The 21,340-nt window shown below is 73.2% G+C and carries 18 protein-coding genes and 1 pseudogene; 6 read left to right on the top strand and 13 right to left on the bottom strand.

Annotation, left to right across the window (positions count from 1 at the left end; all coding sequences use genetic code 11):
* Positions 1 to 118: 118 nt before the first annotated feature.
* The 6 genes from ACN28A_RS04955 to ACN28A_RS04930 form a co-directional block, all read right to left on the bottom strand.
* Positions 119 to 451 carry a helix-turn-helix domain-containing protein gene (locus ACN28A_RS04955; RefSeq protein ID WP_421392793.1) on the bottom strand — a complete coding sequence of 111 codons (333 nt, stop codon included), beginning with the start codon at positions 449 to 451 and terminating at the stop codon, positions 119 to 121.
* A 54-nt stretch (positions 452 to 505) separates the two neighbouring features.
* Positions 506 to 1,120: a hypothetical protein gene (locus ACN28A_RS04950; protein WP_421392790.1), complete on the bottom strand. Its 615-nt coding sequence runs from the start codon at positions 1,118 to 1,120 to the stop codon at positions 506 to 508.
* Positions 1,121 to 1,293: 173 nt separating this feature from the next.
* Positions 1,294 to 2,331 carry a hypothetical protein gene (locus ACN28A_RS04945; RefSeq protein WP_421392787.1) on the bottom strand — a complete coding sequence of 346 codons (1,038 nt, stop codon included), beginning with the start codon at positions 2,329 to 2,331 and terminating at the stop codon, positions 1,294 to 1,296.
* A 401-nt stretch (positions 2,332 to 2,732) separates the two neighbouring features.
* On the bottom strand, positions 2,733 to 3,200 hold the full coding sequence (locus ACN28A_RS04940; protein ID WP_421404156.1) for a hypothetical protein: 468 nt from the start codon (positions 3,198 to 3,200) through the stop codon (positions 2,733 to 2,735).
* Entirely contained in the window at positions 3,175 to 3,915 is a 741-nt protein-coding gene (locus ACN28A_RS04935) for an RNA polymerase sigma factor (protein ID WP_421392784.1), read from the bottom strand. Before ACN28A_RS04935 ends, ACN28A_RS04940 begins: the two co-directional genes overlap by 26 nt.
* Complete coding sequence (locus tag ACN28A_RS04930; protein ID WP_421392781.1) at positions 3,908 to 5,227, bottom strand: S8 family peptidase; 1,320 nt, start codon at positions 5,225 to 5,227, stop codon at positions 3,908 to 3,910. Before ACN28A_RS04930 ends, ACN28A_RS04935 begins: the two co-directional genes overlap by 8 nt.
* A 188-nt stretch (positions 5,228 to 5,415) precedes the next feature.
* On the opposite strand from ACN28A_RS04930, the gene ACN28A_RS04925 reads away from it, so the two are divergent.
* Positions 5,416 to 8,025 carry a CHAT domain-containing protein gene (locus tag ACN28A_RS04925; protein WP_421392779.1) on the top strand — a complete coding sequence of 870 codons (2,610 nt, stop codon included), beginning with the start codon at positions 5,416 to 5,418 and terminating at the stop codon, positions 8,023 to 8,025.
* Positions 8,026 to 8,122: 97 nt separating this feature from the next.
* Here ACN28A_RS04925 and ACN28A_RS04920 read toward each other — a convergent pair whose 3' ends face one another.
* The 6 genes and pseudogenes from ACN28A_RS04920 to ACN28A_RS04895 all read right to left on the bottom strand — a co-directional run bounded on the left by ACN28A_RS04920 (position 8,123) and on the right by ACN28A_RS04895 (position 11,987).
* The gene (locus ACN28A_RS04920; RefSeq protein ID WP_278063579.1) at positions 8,123 to 8,530 is read right to left on the bottom strand and encodes a Fur family transcriptional regulator; all 408 of its coding nucleotides are present in this window, start codon (positions 8,528 to 8,530) and stop codon (positions 8,123 to 8,125) included.
* 47 nt (positions 8,531 to 8,577) lie between these two features.
* Positions 8,578 to 8,877: an ArsR/SmtB family transcription factor gene (locus ACN28A_RS04915; protein ID WP_203860160.1), complete on the bottom strand. Its 300-nt coding sequence runs from the start codon at positions 8,875 to 8,877 to the stop codon at positions 8,578 to 8,580.
* Positions 8,878 to 8,995: 118 nt separating this feature from the next.
* Positions 8,996 to 9,862: pseudogene (locus tag ACN28A_RS04910) on the bottom strand (metal ABC transporter permease); the annotation flags it as partial.
* Positions 9,863 to 9,869: 7 nt separating this feature from the next.
* Positions 9,870 to 10,631 (bottom strand): metal ABC transporter ATP-binding protein, encoded by a 762-nt coding sequence (locus ACN28A_RS04905; RefSeq protein WP_421392775.1) that lies wholly within the window; start codon positions 10,629 to 10,631, stop codon positions 9,870 to 9,872.
* The gene (locus ACN28A_RS04900) at positions 10,628 to 11,620 is read right to left on the bottom strand and encodes a metal ABC transporter substrate-binding protein (RefSeq protein WP_421392772.1); all 993 of its coding nucleotides are present in this window, start codon (positions 11,618 to 11,620) and stop codon (positions 10,628 to 10,630) included. The genes ACN28A_RS04905 and ACN28A_RS04900 overlap by 4 nt, the downstream gene beginning before the upstream one ends.
* A gap of 106 nt (positions 11,621 to 11,726) precedes the next feature.
* Positions 11,727 to 11,987, bottom strand: a complete 261-nt coding sequence (locus tag ACN28A_RS04895) for a hypothetical protein (RefSeq protein WP_421392770.1) — start codon at positions 11,985 to 11,987, stop codon at positions 11,727 to 11,729.
* 102 nt (positions 11,988 to 12,089) lie between these two features.
* Here ACN28A_RS04895 and ACN28A_RS04890 point away from each other — a divergent pair, with 102 nt between their 5' ends.
* The 4 genes from ACN28A_RS04890 to dusB all read left to right on the top strand — a co-directional run bounded on the left by ACN28A_RS04890 (position 12,090) and on the right by dusB (position 16,137).
* Positions 12,090 to 12,431 carry an antibiotic biosynthesis monooxygenase family protein gene (locus ACN28A_RS04890; RefSeq protein ID WP_421392767.1) on the top strand — a complete coding sequence of 114 codons (342 nt, stop codon included), beginning with the start codon at positions 12,090 to 12,092 and terminating at the stop codon, positions 12,429 to 12,431.
* A gap of 407 nt (positions 12,432 to 12,838) precedes the next feature.
* The gene (locus ACN28A_RS04885) at positions 12,839 to 13,315 is read left to right on the top strand and encodes a hypothetical protein (RefSeq protein WP_421404154.1); all 477 of its coding nucleotides are present in this window, start codon (positions 12,839 to 12,841) and stop codon (positions 13,313 to 13,315) included.
* A gap of 208 nt (positions 13,316 to 13,523) precedes the next feature.
* Positions 13,524 to 14,903, top strand: a complete 1,380-nt coding sequence (locus ACN28A_RS04880) for a glycine--tRNA ligase (RefSeq protein ID WP_421392765.1) — start codon at positions 13,524 to 13,526, stop codon at positions 14,901 to 14,903.
* Positions 14,904 to 14,961: 58 nt separating this feature from the next.
* Positions 14,962 to 16,137, top strand: a complete 1,176-nt coding sequence (gene dusB, locus ACN28A_RS04875; protein WP_421392762.1) for a tRNA dihydrouridine synthase DusB — start codon at positions 14,962 to 14,964, stop codon at positions 16,135 to 16,137.
* A 141-nt stretch (positions 16,138 to 16,278) separates the two neighbouring features.
* Here dusB and ACN28A_RS04870 read toward each other — a convergent pair whose 3' ends face one another.
* A complete protein-coding gene (locus ACN28A_RS04870; protein ID WP_421392759.1) occupies positions 16,279 to 18,033 on the bottom strand; it encodes a beta-N-acetylhexosaminidase in 1,755 nt (584 codons plus the stop codon).
* A 461-nt stretch (positions 18,034 to 18,494) separates the two neighbouring features.
* Here ACN28A_RS04870 and ppdK point away from each other — a divergent pair, with 461 nt between their 5' ends.
* Positions 18,495 to 21,218 carry a pyruvate, phosphate dikinase gene (gene ppdK / locus ACN28A_RS04865; RefSeq protein ID WP_421392757.1) on the top strand — a complete coding sequence of 908 codons (2,724 nt, stop codon included), beginning with the start codon at positions 18,495 to 18,497 and terminating at the stop codon, positions 21,216 to 21,218.
* Positions 21,219 to 21,340 lie beyond the last annotated feature (122 nt).

Below are 21,340 nucleotides of genomic sequence, written 5' to 3'. Positions count from 1 at the left end.
TGGCCAGCGAGGGTGCCGTCGACAGTGGACCCGCGAGCGCGCGCACCGAGGACCGGCCGGGTGCACGGAGTCGATTCGGATCCGCCGGGTCCCGCCGGACCCACCCGGGACCGATTCGTCACGCCACCTTCAGCTGGATGTTGCCGATCCGGGCGACCACCTCCAGGTGCCCGCCGAGACCGGTGACGTACGCCCGCAACGTCTTGAGGCTCGTCGCCTCGCCGTTCTCGATCTGGCTGATCCGGGCCTGCGACACCCCCGCCGCCTCGGCGAGCTGCACCTGAGTCAGGCCGAGTCGCTTGCGGATCTCGGCGAGCTGGGCGCCGCTGACCGAGGTGAGCATCTGCTCCCGCATCCGGACACGCCGTTCCACCCGCTCGGCGCTGTCCCACCTGGGATCGGTCGCCCGAGCCTTGACCTGCACGTCACGCCAGTTCGACGGAGCACTCATCCTGGTCCTCCCCAATCTTGTCAGTTTCACATCCGTTGCCGTTGCGTCCAGAGGTCAGCGGCGTTCCGGGGCGGACCGTAGCCCGAGCGCCCGCAGTTCCAGCGCGGCCAGCGCCTCCACCGCCTCGGTGTCGCCCCGCCGCCACGCCTGCGCCACGTCCGGGTCGATCCGGGTGAGCTTGCGGATCGGCTGGTTCGCCAGCGCCCGCAGCGCCAGCAGGTCACGCCCGGCGGGTGCCGACCGGAGCGCCCGGGCCGCAGCCGCGCGCCGCATCCAGCGGACCCGCAGCGGCAACCATCCCAGCAGCACCACCCCGAGCGGGAACACCAGCAGGGCCAGCGAGAGCGCCAGCGCCAGTTCGCCGACCAGCTCCTGCTGGTCCCGGCCGGCGTCGGCCATCGCCCGCGCCGCCCCGGCGGCCTTCTCGAACGGCTCGGTCAGGTCGTCGCCGACCACCGGCACCCGGCCGACCTTGCCGCCCGCGTCCGCCAGGTTGTCGGCCAGCCCACCGCCGGCCCCCTCCAGCTTCTGTCCGGGTACGGCGAGTTTCTGCACCAGGTCGTGCAGCCACATCGCGGCCCGGACCCAGAGGTAGACCCAGGCGACGACGAGCAGGTCGGTGAGGAATTGGCGGGCGGCGGTCGGAAAGCGATCGGCGTAGATCCTCATGCCGGTCAGCGTGCCACGGCCGGGAACGCCGTGCTGGTGGGCCTGGACTGCCGGGGTTGTCGGACCGGACTGCCCGGCTCGTGGGCCCGGGCTGCCGGGCTTTGGGCCTGGGCCGCCGAGCTGGTGGGCCGGGGATGCGCACCCGGCTCACCAGCCCCCCGACGGCGGAGCTGTCAGCCCCGGGCCGACACGATGGTGTAGTCCACCCCGCCCAGCACGAACTTCTCGCCGAGCTCACGGGCCGGACCGACCTGCAACACCTGGAGTACGTACGGCTTCTGCGCCGCCTCGCCGGCAGCGAAGCTCAGCTTGACGACCGGGCGCTCCTCCGGATCGATCAGGATGTCCCTGATCTGCGCCCCGGCCGGATCGACCTCCAGCTGGCTCCGGCCGACCACCCGGACGCCCTCGCCCCCTCGACCGCCCCGCACCCAGCGCTCGAAGAGTTCCGGGCCGAGGTCGACCACGACCCGCACACCCGGCTTCACCTGGTCCGCAGGCCGGAACACGAGGTCGAAGTCCGCCGGCACCGGCAGTGCGTTGGCCAGCGCGTACGGCCGGTCCACCGGCGGCCCGCCCGGTGCGGCCGGAACTGTGTTGGCGTTCTTCCAGACGATGTTGTTGTTGTACTGCGTGTTGACCGACGTCGCCGTGCCCTCGAAGTTCATCGGGTCGGTCTCGGACTCCCAACGGAGCAGCAGGCAGAAGTGGCCGATGGACGGCACGTTCGACCACTCGATGGAGGTGACCGTCTCACCGGGCGCCACCGGCAGGCTCTTCGCGCCGATCGGGGTCCAGTGCGCCGGCCAGTTCGCCGCGCCACCCGAGGCGGTGTAGTACGCGCGCAGCGTGCCGGAGCTGGTCCCCGAGCCGTACGGGCCCGGGTTCCGGAGCTTGACGAAGATGTGGCTGGTCGATCCGACGACCGGGTTCGTGTGCGAGGCGCACTCGATTCCGCTGGGGCAGATCTTGACGTCCGGGCTGTTGAAGAAGGACGAATAGATCGCCCCGTGCGGCTCGTTCCCGACGTCCGACGCGATGTCCTTCATGAACGCGTCGGTACGCGCGGAGACCGCCGCGCCGGACCTCGACCCGTCGGCGATGTCGCCACCCAGGGCGACGCTGCTCGTCGAGACGGTCAGCAGCGCCGCCAGTACCGCGCCGAACAACAGTATGGGAGTTCGGAACAGGCGGGTACTCGCAGTACTCATGCGGGTTCCTTGTCTTCGGGGACACTGGGGCGATGAGAGAGTGAGGGAGCGCGATCCCTCGACTGCCGGCAGAAAGAGACTCTAATCCAGTGTCCGGAGTCGATGGAACAGGCGAAGAATTCGATTGCCGCGCGTGCCCGCATATGCCAGGGACGGAGTAATTCTCGAATAAGGTGGAATGCGGGGCGGAAGAATTACACGCTATTTTGTATCAACGGCGCTCGACGATCCTCCTGTACGGCCGCACCTTTTGGAGCCGCCGGCGCCCGCCCCTCGACCACGACGCCCTGGTCGCCATGGTCGGGCCGGTCGGGCCAGGCCAGGCGTGGAAGCCGACCCGGCGGGGCGCTACGGCTCCCGGCCGGATTCCGTACCCGTGGCGCTCGGCGGTCCGGGACGGGTCAGCGGAGCGAGACCCAACTGGTCGCCACCGAATAGTCCGAGGTACGGGCGTGCAGCTGGACCGGCCCGTCGGGCGGCGGACCCAGCGAGAAGAAGCCGACCGGATCCACCGACACCTCCTCGTAGGGGCCGTGCGGGGTACGGGCGACGACCCGGCCACCGCGGGCCGGTGACAACTGGCCGACGATGCCGCTTCCGGTCACCTCGATCGCGACGGCGACCGGACCGGCGTGGAACGCCAGGGCCCGGTCGGAGCCGGCGGACCGGGTGAGCCCGGCGGGTTCGAGGTCACAGGCCGAGTCGAAGGTCAGCTCGGCGATGGCCAGCTCGACGTCCAGGGTCCGCCAACGCAGCGCCGCGAACCCGGCGGCCAGGAACTCCTCCTCCGGCGGCGGTCCCGCCTCCCGTAGGGCCGTACCCAGCTCGCGCAGCAGGGCGTCGTCATCGGCCGGCGGCCACTGCCCCATTCCGGTCACCTCCGCTCCCCTCGGCGTCCGAGGACGACCCGACGAACGCGGCGAGCGCGGGGGAGTCGCGCAGCTTCCGCAGGCAGCGCGCCTGCGAGGGGCCGATGCTGCCGATCGGCATGCCCAGCCGCCGGGCGATCTCCCGATAGCTGGCCGGCGGGTCGGCGACCAGCAGGGACAGCAGTTCCCGGCAGCGTGCCGGAAGTTGGCCGAAGCCGTCCCGGAGTGCCTGCCGGCGTTCGGCCCGGAGCAGGTTCTCGTCCGGCGCCGTGAAGTCCGGCGGCAGCAGGGCGCCGATGGTCGCCTCGACGGCGTCGTCGAGCGGGTCGAACGGCTGGGTGCGTCGGCCGACCCGGACCAGCCGGTAGCACTCCCGTCGGGTGGTGGTCGCCAGCCAGGTCGCCAGGGCGGCCGGCTCGCGTACCCGGTCCAGGTGCTCGACCAGGCGCAGCCAGACTGTCTGGTTCACGTCCGCCGCGTCGGTGCGGTTGAGCCGGTGTGCCCGGATCACCGAGAGCACCAGCGGGGTGTAGCGGCGGACCAGTTCCGCCCAGGCGAACTCGTCACCGTTCGCGGCGGCGGCGACAAGCACGGTGAGGATCCCGTCCGGCGCCGGACCGTCCGTGGTCCGGCCGTCCGGCCCCGGACCCGGACTTCCGGAGCCGTGCGGCGGGCAGGCTTCGGGACGCGGGGTCCGGTCCGGGCGCTCAGTCAACGAGTACGCCATAGTCGGGATGCCAGGCGGGCTGGGCGAGCAGGAACTGGCGGGCCTGTTCGGCGTCGAGCCCGTTGCCGGTCATCACGGCGGCCAGCCGGCCCGAGACGTGTGCCGCCGCGAAGGAGGTGCCGGCCCAGCTCGCGTACCCGAGGAACTGCCTGGTGGGCAGGCCGGGCAGCGGCAGCCGGCCGTCGACGAAGGTGCTGGTCCGCTCGCCGACGGCACACGCGTCCACCCAGGAGCCGTGGTTGCTGTACGGGGCCGGCACCAGCCCGGCCGCGTCCCGGCTGACCGCGGCCACCGCGAGTACGTCGGGCAGCGCCGCCGGCCAGGCCGGCCGGCTGGTGCCGGCGTTGCCGGCGGACGCGACGACGACGCCGCCCTGCCGCCGGCCGGCGAGGACGTTCGCCAGCGGCAGTGGTGGCAGGTCGTCCTGGGTGAAACAACCGAGCGACAGGTTGACGATCGACACCTGGGGGTCGAGGGCGGCCAGCGCCGCCACCAGCATCTCCTCGTCACCGATGCCGGTCGGGTGCAGCGCCGGCTCGGGATCGAACGACACACCCGGCGCGGCCTGCCGGACCACCCCGGCGACGAAGGTGCCGTGCCCGCCCTGCGGACCGAGCACGTCGGTGTGCAGGTAGAGCGGGTCCTCGTCGTCGACCTGCGGCAGGTAGCTGCCGCCGAGCCACAGCGGGTGCCGGCTGTCGGCGAGCCGCCAGACCCCGGTGTCGCAGACGCCGACCGTCACCCCGGCGCCGTCCCGGGCGTGCTTCGGATCCGGCGCGGGCAGCGCGGCGGCGACCTGGGGCGGGCCGCCGGGGTTGCCCATGATGTTGCCGTAGCCGACCAGCAGGTGGTGCGGTTGCACCCGGGGGACCGGCTGCTCGGGCCACTGCCGTGGGTCGCGCAGCTTCGCCACCACCGCGGGCACCTCGGTCTCCCGGTCGAAGCGCAGCCGGGTGACGCCGGCGAACCGGCCGCCCGGGGTGGCCGGATGCCCGGCCTTCCGCAGCGCGGCCAGCACCCGTTGGGCGTCCGGGTCGGCGACCAGCAACTGCCGGGGGCGGTAGAGGAACTCCCGGCCGGTCTCGCCGTGCAGTCGCACCTCGGGATCGGCGGCCAGCAGTTGCTGGAACGCCCGCTGGTACGCGTCGTCGTCGCCCTCGCCCTCGTCCCCGGCACCGGCCGGGCCCGGTCGCAGTCCGGCGCCCAGCGGGGTGGCTGCGGCCAGCGCGGCCAACGCCAGGAGATGCCGACGGGAGAACCGACCGGTCGAACGCGGCGCGACGGGACGGTCAGGCGACACCGGTCCTCCAAATGAGCGAAGAAAGTGCGGTCGAAAGGTCAACTTCTCGGACGTTCCCGGCGGCGTCAATTCTTTTCCACCGATAGTTCATTGTCAATAATTGACGGGCTGGCGGACGGCCTGGAATCACCTCTTTTCGGATAACCGCACAGATTGACCGAAGGTCATTTATCGGGGATTCTATCCGGATGGGTGACAGCGTCGGCTCCGCCGCGGCGACGGCGCGGGCCGCGCTCGACGCCGTCCAGCGCTATCCCCGCGAGGCGATCGCCATCGGCCGCCGGGTGCTGACCACCGGACAACCCGACCCGGACGAGCGGTCCACCGCGGAACGGGCGATCGGGCTCGCTCTGCGGGAACTCAACGACCTGCCGGGAGCCCTGCGGCACCTGCGCCGCGCGCTGCGGGTCGCCGGGACGCCCCGGGTGGCGGCGCTGGCCAGGATGAGCCTCGGGTACGTGCTCGCCAACGCCGGCCGCACCTCCGCCGCCCTGGCCGCGGTCACCTCGGCACTACCCGAGCTGACCGGCGCCGACGCCGGGCGGGCCCGGATGCAGCGGGGCGTGGTGCTGCACTTCCGTGGCCAGTTCGAGGAGGCGATCCGGGAGTACGGGATCGCGGTGGAGATCGCCCGCCGGGAGGGTGACCTGCTGCTGGAGGCACGCGCCCGGAACAACCGGGGGCTGCTGAACGCGCACCGGGGCGCGACACCGGGCGCCGACGACCTCGGCTGCGCGGCCGCCATCTTCCAGCGGCTCGGACTGGACCTGGCCGCCGCCGACGTGCGATGGAACCTCGGCATCGCCGCCGGCCACGGCGGCGACATCCCGGGGGCGCTGCGCCGCTTCGCCGCCGTCGAGGAGGAGTACGCCCAGCTCAGGGTGCCTCGGCCGGCGCTGCTGCTGGACCGGTTCGAGCTGCTGCTCTCGGTGCCGCTCGTGGAGGAGGCGGTCGAGGTCGCCGGCCTCGCCGTCCGGGAACTGCGGCGGCGCGGAATGGCCTCGGATCTCGCCGAGGCGCTGCTCGCCCAGGCTCGGGCCGCGTTGCTCGCCGGTGACCTGACCACCGCCACCGAGTCCGCCGCCGCCGCCCGGGTCCGGTTCCGCCGCCAGGGCCGCCGCACCTGGGCCGCCTTCGCCCGGCACGTCGAACTGCGCGCGGAACTGCGCCGGGGTACCCGCTCGGCGGCGCTGCTGGCCGCGATGGTGCGTACCGCCGACCAGCTCGACGGCACCGGCTGGCCGGGACCGGCGCTCACCACCCGGATCGAGGCGGCCGGGCTGGCCGCCGCACTCGGGCGCACCGGGCGGGCCCGCGAACTGCTGGCGGTCGCGGCCCGGGCACGCCGCCGGGGAACGGCCTCCCGGCGGGCGCAGGGCTGGTACGCGCTGGCACTGTCCCGCCGGCTCAGCGGGGACCACCGGGGTGGCGCCCGCGCGCTGCGTCGCGGACTGGCCGTGCTCGACGGCTACCGGGCCGCGCTGGGCGCCACCGAGCTGCGCGCGCACAGCGGCGCACACGGCCAGGAACTCGCGGCCGAGGGAGTCGACCTGGCGATCAGTTCCGGTACGCCCGCCCGGGTGCTCGCCTGGACGGAGCGGTGGCGGGCCAGCACGCTGCGGATGCGGGCCGTCCTGCCACCCCAGGACGTCGGACTGGCCGCCGCCCTCGCCGAGCTGCGGATGGTCAGCGGCGCGCTGGAGGAGGCCCTGCTGGCGGGCCGGCCGGTGACCGCGCTGCGCGGTCGCCAGGCCCGGCTCGAACGGCACATCCGGGAACTGGCCCGGGGGGTCGACGGTGGCGGCGGTCTGCTGGCACCGCCGGGCCTGCGCGCCCTCGCCGGGGGACTCGGCCCGGCGGTACTCGTGGAACTCGTGGCCCACCGGGAACGGCTGCGGGCGGTGCTGCTCCGGGACGGCCGGGCGACCCTGCACGACCTGGGCCCGGTCGAGTCGGCGCTGCACGCGGCCCGGCTGCACCGGTTCGGCCTGCGCCGGCTGGTCGTCACCGGGGACACCCCGGACGCCCGGGCCGGGGTGGCGCACGCCTCGGAAGTGCTGGACCGGCAGCTCTTCGGACCGCTCCGGGCACACCTGTCCGACCGGCCACTCGTGCTGGTGCCGATCGGGGAGCTGCACGCGGTCGCCTGGTCCGGGCTGCCGACCTGTGCCGGGCGGCCGGTGACGGTGGCCCCGTCGGCGACGGCGTGGCTCGCCGCCACCCGGCGTACGCCGCCGGACGGCCCGCCGCTGCTGGCCGCCGGCCCGCGCCTGCCCGCCGCCGCGACCGAGGTGTGCCAACTGGCCCGGGTACTGCCCGGGGCACGCGTGCTGACCGGCGCGGAGGCGACCGCCGAGGCGCTGACCGGCGCGTTGGACGGGGCCCGGCTGGCACACGTCGCGGCGCACGGCACGTTCCGGGCCGACAACCCGCTCTTCTCCACACTGGAACTCGCCGACGGCCCGCTCACCGCCTACGAGTTGGAGCGGCTGCCCCGGCCGCCCGGCTGTGTGGTGCTCTCCGCCTGCGACTCGGGGCGCTCCGGGGTGCGCCCGGGTGACGAGGTGATGGGCTTCACCTCGGTACTGCTGGCCATCGGCGCCAGCAGCCTGGTCGCCACCGTGCTGCCGGTGCCGGCGGACCTGACCACCGCGCTGATGCTGGACCTGCACCGCCGGATGGCTGCCGGTGCCCGGCCGGCGGCGGCGCTCGCCGCCGCCCAGCGGGAGTTCGCCGCCAGCGGGGACGGCTCCGCGCGGGCCACGGCGGCGGCCTTCGTCTGCTTCGGCGCGGGCTGACCCGCGGTGTCCCGGATGCTGGCTGCCCCGCCGTGTCCTGGGTGCTGGCTGAGCCGCGGTGTCCCGGGTGGGGGCCGACTTCGCCGTTTCCCGGTGGTCAGCGCTTCGCGCAGTCCGGGCAGGTGCCGAAGATCTCCAGGGTGTGGCTGACGTCGGAGAAACCGTGCTTGTTGGCGACCCGGTCGGCCCAGCTCTCCACGGCCGGCCCCTCCACCTCGACGGTACGGCCGCAGGCCCGGCAGACCAGGTGGTGGTGGTGGCCCTCGCTGCACCGCCGGTAGAGGTGCTCGCCGCCCGGCGGTCGCATAACGTCGATCTCGCCCGCGTCGGCGAGTCCCTGGAGGGTGCGGTAGACGGTGGTCAGGCCGACCCGCTCGCCCCGGCTGCGGAGCATCGCGTGCAGGTCCTGGGCGCTGTGGAAGCCCTCGACCTCGCCGAGCAGCGCACTGACCGCGCTGCGCTGTCGGGTGTTGCGTACCGCCGCGCCGCTGTCCGTCGCCGCCATCTCGCCCTCCTCGCGTCGTCTCAGGTGCCTGCCGGACGTCCTGGGCGTCAGGTGGCTTCCCCCGAATGGCTCACCGCGTCCGCCACGATATGCGCGATGTGTTCGTCGACCAAGGTATAGGCGATTTCCCGACCGCGTCGCGAGCCGCGCACCACGCCGGCCCCGCGGAGCACCCGCAGGTGTTGGGAGACCAGCGGCTGCGGCGCGCCGAGGGTTTCCACCAGTTCGTGCACGCAGCGCTCACCGTGCGCGAGTTCGCTGACGATGGCGAGCCGGATCGGTGCGGCGAGTGCCCGCAGCAGCTCACCGGCGCCGGCATAGGCCTCGTAGGCGTTCGTGCTCGTCACCCTGTAACGGTAACGGTTGTTAACGCCGGGCCGCCGTTCGGTGCGCGGTGCCAAGGTCGACCGCCGCCTGGTCGACCGGGGTGGAACCGGCCGCCGGGGCCGGCGGTGCGGCCGGGCCGAGCAGCACGTCACAGGGTTCGACGTGCGGTTCCGGCGCGGCCACGGCCCGCCGCCGGGCCAGCGCCCGGCGTACCGCCACGCCGACGGACACCACCAGGAACAGGCCGATCGCCAGGATCACGATGGTGGCCCCGAGCGCGGTGTTGGCGGTGCCGGCCAGCCACACCCCGGAGCCGGAGGCGAGCAGGCCCAGGCCCATCGCGGCGACCATGGTGCCGAGGAAGCCCCGGGTGAACAGCTGCGCGGTGGCCACCGGCACCACCATCAGGGCACTGATCAGCAGCAGTCCGACCGCCCGCATCGCGATTGTCACGGTCACCGCCGTGGTCACCGCGAGCAGCAGGTTCAGCGCCCGGACCGGCAGCCCGGAGACCCGGGCGTACTCCTCGTCGTGGCAGATCGCGAAGAGTGCCGGGCGCAGCGCGACCATGGTGCCCAGGACCACCGCCGCGAGCACCACGATCACCACGAGATCCTGCGGCGACGTCGTGGTCAGCGAGCCGAAGAGGTACGCCAGCAGGTTGGCGTTGCTCCGGCTGCCGGAGAGTCCGACGAGCATCACGCCACCGGCGATGCCGCCGTAGAAGAGCATCGCCAGCGCGACGTCGCCGGAGGTGCGGCCGCGTTCCCGGATCAGCTCGATGGCGACCGCGGCGACCGCCGCCACGATCACCGCGGTCAGCACCGGGGACCTGTCGAGCAGCAGCCCGACCCCGACCCCGGTCAGCGCGACGTGCCCGACCCCGTCGCCGATCAGCGACATCCGGCGCTGCACCAGATAGATGCCGAGGGCCGGGGCGGTAAGCCCGATCACCAGCGCACCGACCAGGGCGCGGATCATGAACTCGTACTGGAAGATGCTCATGTCGCCCTCACTTGCCCCACATCCCGGTGGAGTCCTCCGGCGCGTGCGGGTGGACGTGGTCGTGTCCGGGCGCGGCGTGGTGCCCGACCGGTTCCGGGACCGCGCCGTCGTGCGCGATCGTCCCGTCGTGTACGACCACCGCCCGGTTGACCACCCCGGCCAGCGGCCCGAGTTCGTGCGCGACGAGCAGCACCGTCCCGCCACCGGCGACGAACCCGCGCAGCGCCTCGGCGAAGGCGTCCTGGCTGGCCGAGTCGACCCCGGCGGTCGGCTCGTCGAGGATCAGCAGCTCGGGTCGGCCGGCCAGCGCCCGGGCGATCAGGGTGCGCTGCTGCTGCCCGCCGGAGAGGGTGGCCACCGGGTCACCGGCCCGGTCGGCGAGCCCGACGGCGGCCAGCGCCTCGGCCACCGCCGCCCGGTCGCTCCGCCCCGGCGGCCGGAACACGCCCCGCCGGGCCAGCCGGCCGGAGGCGACCACCTCGGCCACGGTGGCCGGTACGCCGCTGCCGGCGCCCATCCGCTGCGGCACGTACCCGATCCGGGCCCACTGCCGGAACCGGCGCTGCGGGGTGCCGAACAGGGTGACCGCCCCGGCGGCCAGCGGCACCAGGCCGAGGATCGCCCGGATCAGGGTGGACTTGCCGGAGCCGTTGGCACCGAGTACGGCGACCACCTCGCCCGGCTCCACCCGCAGCGAAACGCCGCGCAGCACGGGACGGTCGGCGTAGGCGACCACCCCGTGCTGCACGGTGACGACAGGTTCGGTCATGAACATCCCAACGCGGTCCTCAGGGCGCCCAGGTTGCTGCGCATCACCGAAAGGTAGTCCCCGGTACTGTCCGGCTGCAGGCCCTCGATCGGATCCAGTACGGCGGTCTTCGCCCCGACCTCCCGGGCGATCGTCTCGGCGACCTTCGGGCTGACCAGGGTCTCGAAGAAGATCGTCGTGGTCCTGTGTTCCCGGGCCTCGGCGGCCACCTCGGCCAGCCGCTGCGGGGCCGGCTCGTCCTCCGGGGTCAGCCCGGAGATGCCGATCTGCTCCAGTTGGTAGCGCTGTGCCAGGTAACCGAACGCGGTGTGGCTGGTCACCAGCTCCCGGCGCTGGCAGGTCTTCAACCCCTCGGCGTACTCGGAGTCCAGCGTCTCCAGCTCGGCGCGCAACGTCCCGGCCCGGGTGGTGTAGTCGGTGGCCCGGTCCGGGTCGACCGCGCCCAGCCGCTCGGCCAGCCTGTCGGCGATCCCGGCCAGGCGGGTCGGGTCGAGCCAGACGTGCGGGTCCTTGCCGGCGGCCTCGCCCTCGTGCTCCTCCCCGGCCGCGCCCGCGCCCTCGTGCTCCTCCTCGCCCTGGTGGCCCTCCTCGCCCTCGTGCTCGTGTCCGCCCGCCGTCGCGTCCAGCAGCGGCGCCACGCCTGCCACGTCGAAGGCCCGGTCACCGGCCTGCTGCCGGACCGCCTCGTCCACGCTCGGCTGGAAGCCGGCCAGGTAGACCACCAGTTCCGCGTCGCTGACCTGCCCGACCTGGCCGGGGTTGAGTTCCAGGTCGTGCGGTTCGGCGCCGGGCTTGGCGAGGTTCGTCACCCGGACGGCGTCGCCGCCGACGCGCTCGGCGACGAACTGGAGGGGATAGAAGGCGGCGACGACGTCGACCCGGTCAGGGTCGGCACCGCTGCCGTCGCCCCCGCAGGCGGCGACGCCGGTCAGCGCGAGCAGGCCGGTGGTGGCGAGGGCGGCGGTACGGAGGGCGGAGCGGATCACCATGCCCTCTACTTTCCGCGACAATGAGAATGATTGTCAAAAACGCATGCTTGCATGAAACCGCCTCATGCGCCCCGTCGGGGGTGCCGGACCACCGGCGGGCGGGAGGTCATCCGGCGATCTTCACCAGGGCGGCACCGACCAGCAGGGTCAGGATCACCAGCCGGATGGTCCGGGTCGCCGGGCTCTGCACCGGCCAGGTGGTCACCAGCAGCGCGGCCAGCCCGGCGGCCAGGGCCAGCAGCAGCGCCCCGCCGACGATCCCCGGCGCGAAGAGGCCGAGCAGCACCAGCACCAGTGCGGCCAGGAACATCGTCGTCGGGTTGACCCGGGCCAGCCGGGTGAGCAGGGCGCTCTGCGTACGCTGCATCCCACAGACTCTACGAGATCCCGGTACCTCCGGCCGGTGGGCTGTCGCCAGCGACGCCCCGGCACATCCGGACGGACAGCGGGCCGGCGGCAGGAGGCGTACGTGTTGGTGACCAACCGGTTCGTGGTGGCGGAGGAGAGCGCCGCGACCTTCACGGAGCGGGCCCACGCCGCGCTGGCCGCCCTCGCCGCCCGGCCCGGCTACCGCCGGGGCGAACTGCTGCGGGCCCTCGACGACCCCCGGCACTGGTGCCTGGTCACCGAGTGGGAGTCGGTCGGCACCTACCGGCGGGCCCTCGGCGCCTTCGACGTCAAGGTCAACGCCACTCCGCTGCTCGCCGAGTCGCTCGACGAGCCGTCGGCGTACGAGACGCTGGCCAGCGCCGAACCGGACGGTCAGGTCGAAGTCACCCCGAGCGACCGGGCCGTCGACTCCGCCCGGTGACTCTGCCCGGTGATTCCGGCCGGTGGTGACCCGGGCACTACCCTTTCCCCATGACCGTTCCCGGGCCGCCCGGCGGGCCGCCGCCCCCACCCGAGTCCGTCCGGCCCGACGACCAGGCCCCGTCCGGTGCCCCCGTGCCGCCGCCCACTCCCGCCCCGCAGTCCGGCTACGCCCCGCAGTCCGGCTACGCCCCGCAGTCCGGCTACGCCCCGCAGTCCGGCTACGCCCCGCAGCCCGGCTACGCCCCGCAGCCCGGCTACGCCCCGCAGCCCGGCTACGGGCAGGCTCTGCCGGCCGTCCCGCCGGCGCCCCCGACCGGCCCCGCGCACCCGGCCGGCCTCGCGCCTCCGGCCGGCCCCGGGTACCCGGCCGGCCTCGCGCCTCCGGCCGGTCCGGCGCAGCCGGCCGTGCCGGTGCCGCCGGTCGGGCCCGGTGCCGAGCCGGTCTTCGCCGCGCCGCCCAGCGAGGGGCGTGGCGCGCGGCTGTGGCTCGGGCTCGGGGTGGCGGCCCTGGCCGTCGTGCTCTTCTGCGGCGGGGGCGGAGCCGCCCTGACCGGTCTGCTGGTCTTCGGCACCCAGGCGTTGAACGAGCAGGCCCGCTCGGTGGTCACCGACTACTTCGACGCCCTCGACGACGACGACCTCGACAAGGCGTACGACCTGCTCTGCGAGTCCGCACAGCAGGCGGAGTCGCCGGCCGAGTTCGCGCAGCGGGTGGGCGCCGAACCGGAGATCGCCTCGTTCCGGATCGGCGACGTGTCGCTGACCAGCGAGCTGAGTGTGCCGGTGGACGTGACATACGACAGCGGGGGGCAGGAGAGTCTCCGGGCGCTGCTCGACCAGGACCAGTCCAGCGGCGGGCTGCGGGTGTGCGAGATCAGATGACCGGCGTGGACGCCCGGCCGGGCGGCGGCGGTGGCACCGCCGAGGTGGAGTAATCTGCTGGGCTCGGGGACGCGGGCGGCCGTACCGTGGTGCGGAGCACCGCCCGAGCCAGGTCCGGGTGCCGTCCCTGCCCGCCGTCTCCGACCGTTGTCCCGTTGACCGCCCCGAAGATGTCCCCGCCGGCCGCCAGCCGGTGTAGGAGGTAGCCATGCCAGCCGACCGCATCGACGCCGTCGTCAGTCTCGCGAAGCGCCGAGGCTTCGTCTTCCCGTCCAGCGAGATCTACGGGGGCACCAGGTCGGCCTGGGACTACGGCCCGCTCGGCGTCGAGCTGAAGGAGAACGTCCGGCGCCAGTGGTGGCGCAGCATGGTGCAGCAGCGGGACGACATCGTCGGCCTCGACTCGGCGGTGATCCTCGCCCGGGACGTCTGGGCCGCCTCCGGCCACCTGGACGCCTTCGTCGACCCGCTCACCGAGTGCCAGTCCTGCCACAAGCGGTTCCGGGCCGACCACCTCGAAGAGGCGTACGCGGAGAAGCACGGCAACCCGCCGGCCTCGCTGGCCGAGCTGAACTGCCCGAACTGCGGCAACAAGGGCACCTTCACCGAGCCCCGGATGTTCAACGGCCTGATGAAGACCTATCTCGGCCCGGTGGAGAGCGAGGAGGGGCTGCACTACCTCCGGCCGGAGACCGCGCAGGGCATCTTCGTCAACTACAACAACGTCGCCGCCTCGGCCCGCAAGAAGCCGCCGTTCGGCATCGCCCAGGTCGGCAAGTCGTTCCGCAACGAGATCACTCCGGGCAACTTCATCTTCCGGACCAGGGAGTTCGAGCAGATGGAGATGGAGTTCTTCGTCGAGCCGGGCACCGACGAGGAATGGCACGAGTACTGGCTGCGCGAGCGCTGGAACTGGTATCTCGACCTCGGCCTGACCGAGGAGAACCTGCGCTTCTTCGAGCACCCGCAGGAGAAGCTCTCGCACTACTCGAAGCGGACCGTGGACATCGAGTACCGCTTCCGGTTCGGCGGCACCGAGTTCTCCGAGCTGGAGGGCATCGCCAACCGCACCGACTTCGACCTTTCCACGCACAGCAAGCACTCCGGCGTCGACCTGTCCTACTTCGACCAGGAGAAGCAGCAGCGCTGGGTGCCGTACGTGATCGAGCCGGCCGCCGGGCTGACCCGGGCGGTGCTCGCCTTCCTGCTGGAGGCGTACGACGAGGACGAGGCGCCGAACACCAAGGGCGGGGTCGACAAGCGCACCGTCCTCCGCTTCGACCCCCGGCTCTCCCCGGTGAAGGTGGCGGTGCTGCCGCTGTCCCGCAACCCCTCCCTGTCGCCGAAGGCGAAGGACCTCGCCGCCGCACTCCGCAGGCGCTGGGTGGTGGAGTTCGACGACTCGCAGGCGATCGGCCGCCGCTACCGCCGGCAGGACGAGATCGGCACCCCGTTCTGTGTCACGGTCGACTTCGACACCCTGGACGACAACGCCGTGACGGTACGCAACCGGGACAGCATGACCCAGGAGCGGGTCAGCCTCGACCAGGTCGAGCAGTACCTCCTCGAACGCCTGCCCGGCTGCTGACCCGGCGCCGCCGCCCCGGGCCGGACGACCGGAGCCGGAACGTGCCATGCTCGAACGCGTGACCTCGACCGACCTCGCGCCACCGGCCGCCGCCCGACTTACCCTGGGCAGGTACCCGGTCTGGCCGCCGGTGGTGCTCGCCCCGATGGCCGGGATCACGAATGTCGCCTTCCGGCAGCTCTGTCGGGAACAGGGCGGCGGGCTCTACGTCTGCGAGATGGTGACGACCCGGGCGCTCGTCGAGCGGAATCCGAAGACGCTCCGGATGGTCGCCTTCGGCGGCGACGAGCGACCGCGCAGCCTCCAGCTCTACGGCATCGACCCGGTGGTGACGGCGGCGGCGGTCCGGATGGTGGTCGAGGAGGACCTGGCCGACCACGTGGACCTCAACTTCGGCTGCCCGGTGCCGAAGGTCACCCGCAAGGGCGGCGGGGCGGCGCTGCCGTGGCGGCACCGGCTCTTCGCCCGGATCGTCCGGGCGGCGGTCGAGGCGGCCGCCCCGGCCGGGGTGCCGGTGACGGTCAAGATGCGCAAGGGCATCGACGACGACCACCTGACGTACGTCGAGGCGGGGCTCGCCGCCCAGGAGGCCGGGGTGGCGGCGGTCGCCCTGCACGGGCGTACCGCCGCGCAACGTTATTCGGGTACGGCGGACTGGGACGCCATCGGCACCCTCAAGCAGGCGCTGGACGTGCCGGTACTCGGCAACGGCGACATCTGGGAGGCGGACGACGCACTCCGGATGGTGGCGCACACCGGTGCGGACGGGGTGGTCGTCGGTCGCGGCTGCCTGGGCCGGCCGTGGCTCTTCGCCGACCTGTCGGCGGCCTTCGCCGGCAGCCCGGAACGCCGGCTGCCGGCGCTCGGCGAGGTCGCCCCGACCATGCGCCGGCACGCCGAGCTGCTCGTCGACTGGTTCGCCGCAGGTGACCGGCCGGAGACCGCCGAGCGGGACGGCTGTGTCGACTTCCGCAAGCACGTCGCCTGGTATCTGAAGGGTTTCCCGGTCGGCGGCGAGCTGCGCCGGGCGCTGGCGATGGTGAGCGGCCTGGCCGAACTCGACGACCTGCTCGGCAAGCTCGACCCGGCCGAGCCGTTTCCGGTGGAGACGCTCGGCCAGCCCCGGGGCCGGACCAACTCGCCGGGCAAGGTCTTCCTGCCGGACGGCTGGCTGGCCGACCGGGACAGCGCCGAGGTGCCGGCCGGCGCCGAGTTCGCCGACTCCGGCGGCTGACCCACCGCCGCGCCTGCCGGCTCTGGCTGCGCGGCTGTGGCGGGCTGCCGGCCCGGCCGGCTGTGGCGGGCCGGCGCTGGCCCGCCGGCCGGCGCTGGCGGCGGGTCGGTCAGGCGTCGGCAGCTGTCGGCCAGGCGTCGGTCAGGCGATCGGCACCGGTGGCTGGTCGTCGGCGGGCGGCGGGCCGCCGTCGGCGGCGGCCCGCGCCGTCGCACCGGCTGCACCCACCGTCGATCCGCCGGCTCTGGGCTCGGGTACGACCGGAGCACCCTCCCACGGCACCTCCGGCGAGCGGTGGAAGGTGATCCCCGCGGTGCTCCACCGCAGACCCTGGCCGGCCAGCCGCAGCCGGAAGTCTGCCCAGTCCAGCATCTCGGCAGGCGACCAGCCCAGCTCGGCGATGGCCGGCAGCCGGGGGAAGGTCATGAACTCGATGTCGGCGACGGTGCGGACCGTCTCCGTCCAGAGTGGTGCCTCGACGCCGAGTATCGCCTCGGCCGGCACCCCGGCCAGGTAGTTGCCGGGATCCCAGTCGTACGCGTCGCGCACCTCGATCAGCCCGGCCCAGTCCTTGCCGAGCGGGGTCGTCGGCGAGTACTTCATGTCGAGGTAGCTGCGGTTGCCGGGGGAGAGCAGCAGCTTCGCGCCGTCCCGGACCGCCGCCGCCACCGTCGGGTCCTCGTCCGTGGTGCCCCAGTACTGGACGACCCGGCCGGCGCTCCGCTCGGCGACGGCGAGCTGGTGCCAACCCAGCACCCGCTTGCCGTGCCCGGTGACGATCCGCTGGACCCGGTTCATGAACCGGGTGTAGGCGGCCCGGTCCAGGGTGAACGCCTCGTCACCGCCGATGTGCAGGTAGCGGCCCGGGGTGAGCGCGGCGATCTCGCCGAGCACGTCGTCGACGAAGCGGTAGGTCCGCTCGTTGTCCACGGCCACCGCGCTGAACCCGACGTCGGTGCCGGTGTACTCCGGCGGCGCGACGCCGTCCGGGGCGAGTTCGCCGTACGCGTTGAGGGCCGCGTTCGTGTGTCCGGGCAGGTCGATCTCGGGTACCACCGTGACGTGCCGGGCGGCGGCGTACGCGACGATCTCGGCGTACTGCTCCTTGGTGTAGTAGCCGCCGGGGCCGCCGTCCACCTCGGTGCTGCCGCCGACGCTGGCCAGCCTCGGCCACGAGTCGACGGCGATCCGCCAGCCCTGGTCGTCGGTGAGGTGCAGGTGCAGGTGGTTGAGCTTGTACCGGGCCAGGTGGTCGACGAAGCGCAGCACGTGCGGTACGGCGAAGAAGTGCCGGGCCACGTCGAGCATCGCGCCCCGGTAGCCGAACCGGGGGCGGTCGTCGATCGTCCCGCCGGGGATCGCCCACGGGCCGGGCTGCCGCCGGGCCGACTCGATCTTCGCCGGCAGCAACTGCCGCAGCGTCTGCACCCCGTAGAAGAGTCCGGCGGCGGTGCCGGCCCGGACGACCACGCCGGCGGCGCTGATCTCCAGCCGGTAGCCCTCGGGCGCCAGCCGGTAGCCCTCGGCCTCCAGTCGGTAGTCCTGGGGTGAACCTGAACCTGAACCTGCACCGGCTCTCGGCCGCCGGGACCGGTCCGGTGCCGTCCGGTCGCCGGTCAGCAGCAGGGTGATCCCGCCCGGTGGGTCGGACTGGCCGGCGGTGACCACCGGCAGCGGGTATCCGGTGGGGCGGCGCAGCAGTTCGGCGAGCTGGCGCCCGACGGCGCCCGCCTCGGGGCCGGGGCTGGTCCGGATCGTCGTGCCGGGGGTCAGGACGAACTCGACCCCGGCGGCCGGCTCGACCCGGGCGGGGGCGGGCAGTACGTCGGTGAGCCGGGGCGGAGCGTCGCCGGGGGTGCCGAGAGGGGATCGAGACGGAAAGGCGGTAGGTCGCACGGCAGATCTTCTCCGGGGGGAGCCGCAGGTGATTTCCGGGCAAATCTCATGAAACGTACGTTCGAAATGGCCACGTGTCAAGGGCTGGTCACCCTGTGGTACGAAGCTGGCTGTCGACACAGCTCAACGTCGCGGCGGTGCGGGTTCTTCCGGATCGCGAGCCGGATCGCGAGCCGGATTGCGAGCCGGGTTGCGAGCCGGGTGCCGGTCCCAGAGTGCCGCCGCCGGGCCCGGCTGACCGATCTTGCGCATGGGACCGTTCCCATGCAACCTCGCGAACACGTACAGGCTTCGCAAGTGTGCGGATTGTCACCGAACAGTCCCAACCCGCCCGCCGGTCGCTTAGCCTTCGCCCACCGGTAGCCGGCGGTTCCCCGCTGGTAGGGGCAGCCGCCCCCTGGGTACGTACCAGGGCGGCTAAAGCTTCGTTCAGTGTCGAACGGCGCACGTGGGAGGGTCCGTTGACAGCTCAGCAGACGGCGGGACGCAAGACGGCGGGACGCAAGTACGTCTACGACTTCACCGAGGGCAACAAGGATCTCAAGGAACTGCTCGGCGGCAAGGGCGCGAACCTCGCCGAGATGACGAACCTCGGACTGCCCGTACCACCCGGGTTCACCATCAGCACCGAGGCATGCCAGGCGTACCTCAGCACCGGAAACCAGCCCGACGGACTGGCCGACGAGATCGACGCGCACCTGGCCGCGCTGGAGGAGTCGATGGGCAAACGGCTCGGCGACCCGGCCGACCCGCTGCTGGTCTCGGTCCGCTCCGGGGCCAGGTTCTCGATGCCCGGGATGATGGAGACGGTGCTCAACGTCGGGCTCAACGACGCCAGCGTGGCCGGGCTGGCCGCCCAGGCCGGCGGCAACGAGCGGTTCGCCTGGGACTCCTACCGCCGGCTGATCCAGATGTTCGGCAAGACCGTCTGCGACGTGCCGGGCGAGGACTTCGAGCACGCGCTCGACGACGCCAAACGGGCCAGGGGTACCGAGAACGACCTGGACCTCGACGCGGGCGACCTGCGGGCGCTCGTCGACGCGTACAAGACGATCTTCCGCAAGCACACCGGACGGGACTTCCCGCAACCGCCCCGGGAGCAGCTCGCCCTCGCCATCAACGCGGTCTTCGAGTCGTGGAACGCCGAGCGGGCCGTGCTCTACCGCCGGCAGGAGCGGATCCCGGCCGACCTCGGCACCGCGGTCAACGTCGTGGCGATGGTCTTCGGCAACCTCGGCCCGGACTCCGGCACCGGGGTGGCGTTCACCCGCGACCCGGCCAGCGGATCGCAGGGCATCTACGGCGACTACCTGGCCAACGCCCAGGGCGAGGACGTGGTGGCCGGGATCCGCAACACCGTACCGCTGCAACAGCTCGAAGAGCTGAACAAGCCGGCGTACGACGAGCTGCTGGCCATCATGGCCAAACTGGAGGAGCACTACCGCGACCTCTGCGACATCGAGTTCACCATCGAGCGCGGCAAGCTCTGGATGTTGCAGACCCGGGTGGGCAAGCGGACCGCCGCGGCGGCGTTCGTGATCGCCGCCCAGCTCGTCGACGAGGGCCTGATCGACCTGGACGAGGCGCTGCACCGGGTCAACGGTGCCCAGCTCGCCCAGCTGATGTTCCCCCGGTTCAGGCTCGACGACGCCCCGGCCCCGCTGGCCGGGGGCATCGGCGCCTCGCCGGGCGCCGCCGTCGGCAAGGTGGTCTTCGAGGGGAAGCGGGCGGTCGAGCTGGCCGAGGCCGGCGAGGACGTCATCCTGGTCCGCCGGGAGACCAACCCGGACGACCTGCCAGGCATGATCGCCTCGCGCGGCATCCTCACCTCGCGTGGCGGCAAGACCAGCCACGCCGCCGTGGTGGCCCGGGGGATGGGCAAGACCTGCGTCTGCGGCGCCGACGCGATCGACGTGGACGTCCGGGCCCGGAAGTTCACCGTGCACGGGCGGACCGTCGCCGAGGGGGAGGTCGTGTCGATCGACGGCACCACCGGCAAGGTCTACCTCGGCGAGGTACCGGTCTGGCCCTCCGAGGTGGTGCGCTACTTCGAGGGCAGCGTCGACGGCGGGACCACGGAGGATCCGCTGGTGGCCGCCGTACACCGGATCATGGCGCACGCCGACGCCAAGCGGCGGCTGGGCGTGCGGGCGAACGCCGACACCGGCGAGGACGCGGCCCGGGCCCGGCGGTTCGGCGCAGAGGGGATCGGCCTGTGCCGCACCGAGCACATGTTCCTCGGTGACCGGCGCGCGCTCGTCGAGCGGCTGATCCTGGCCCGCACCGACGACGAGCGGCGGGCGGCGCTTGCCGAACTGCTGCCGTTGCAGCGGGCCGACTTCGTCGAGGTCCTCCGGGCGATGGACGGCCAGCCGGTCACCGTCCGGCTGATCGACCCGCCGCTGCACGAGTTCCTGCCCTCGCTCGAGGAGCTGGCGGTGCACGTCGCGGTCGCGCACGAGCGCGGCGAGGACGCGGCCCGGGACGAGGCGCTGCTCAGTGCCGTTCGCCGGATGCACGAGCAGAACCCGATGCTGGGCCTGCGCGGCGTCCGGCTCGGCCTGGTCATCCCGGGGCTGTTCGCCATGCAGGTCCGGGCGATCGTCGAGGCGGCGGTGGAGCTGGCCAGGGCCGGCGGCACCCCGAAGCCGGAGATCATGGTCCCGCTGGTCGGCGCGGTGCAGGAACTGGAGACGGTACGCGCCGAAGCGGAGAAGATCATCGCGGAGGTGACCCGGGAGCAGGCGGTCGAGGTACTGATCGGCACCATGATCGAGGTACCCAGGGCCGCGCTGACCGCCGGCCAGATCGCCGAGGCCGCCGAGTTCTTCTCCTTCGGCACCAACGACCTGACCCAGATGGGTTGGGGCTTCTCCCGGGACGACGTGGAGGGCGCGTTCTTCTGGCGCTACCTGGAACTCGGCATCTTCGGCATCTCGCCGTTCGAGTCGATCGACGCCGACGGGGTCGGCCGGCTCGTCCGGATCGCCACCGACGAGGGCCGGGCCGCCCGCCCCGGCCTCAAGCTCGGGGTCTGCGGCGAGCACGGCGGCGACCCGGAGTCGGTGCACTTCTTCCACTCCGTCGGCCTCGACTACGTCTCCTGCTCCCCGTTCCGGGTGCCGGTGGCCCGGCTGGAGGCCGGGCGCGCGGTGGTCGAGTCGACCGGCTCCGACAGCCGCTGACCGCCGCCCTGCCGCAGACTCGTCGGCCCGGTGCCGGTGGGACCAACGCCGCTCCCACCGGCACCGGACCGACGCCTGGCCGCTGACGCGCTCGACGCCCGCCTGCCGCCGGCCCCGACGCC

Source organism: Plantactinospora sp. WMMB782 (genome assembly GCF_049179135.1).
Taxonomy (GTDB): Bacteria; Actinomycetota; Actinomycetes; order Mycobacteriales; family Micromonosporaceae; genus Plantactinospora.
The sequence above is the reverse complement of the archived record's forward strand: the minus strand, read 5'-3'. Positions and strand labels throughout refer to the sequence as shown.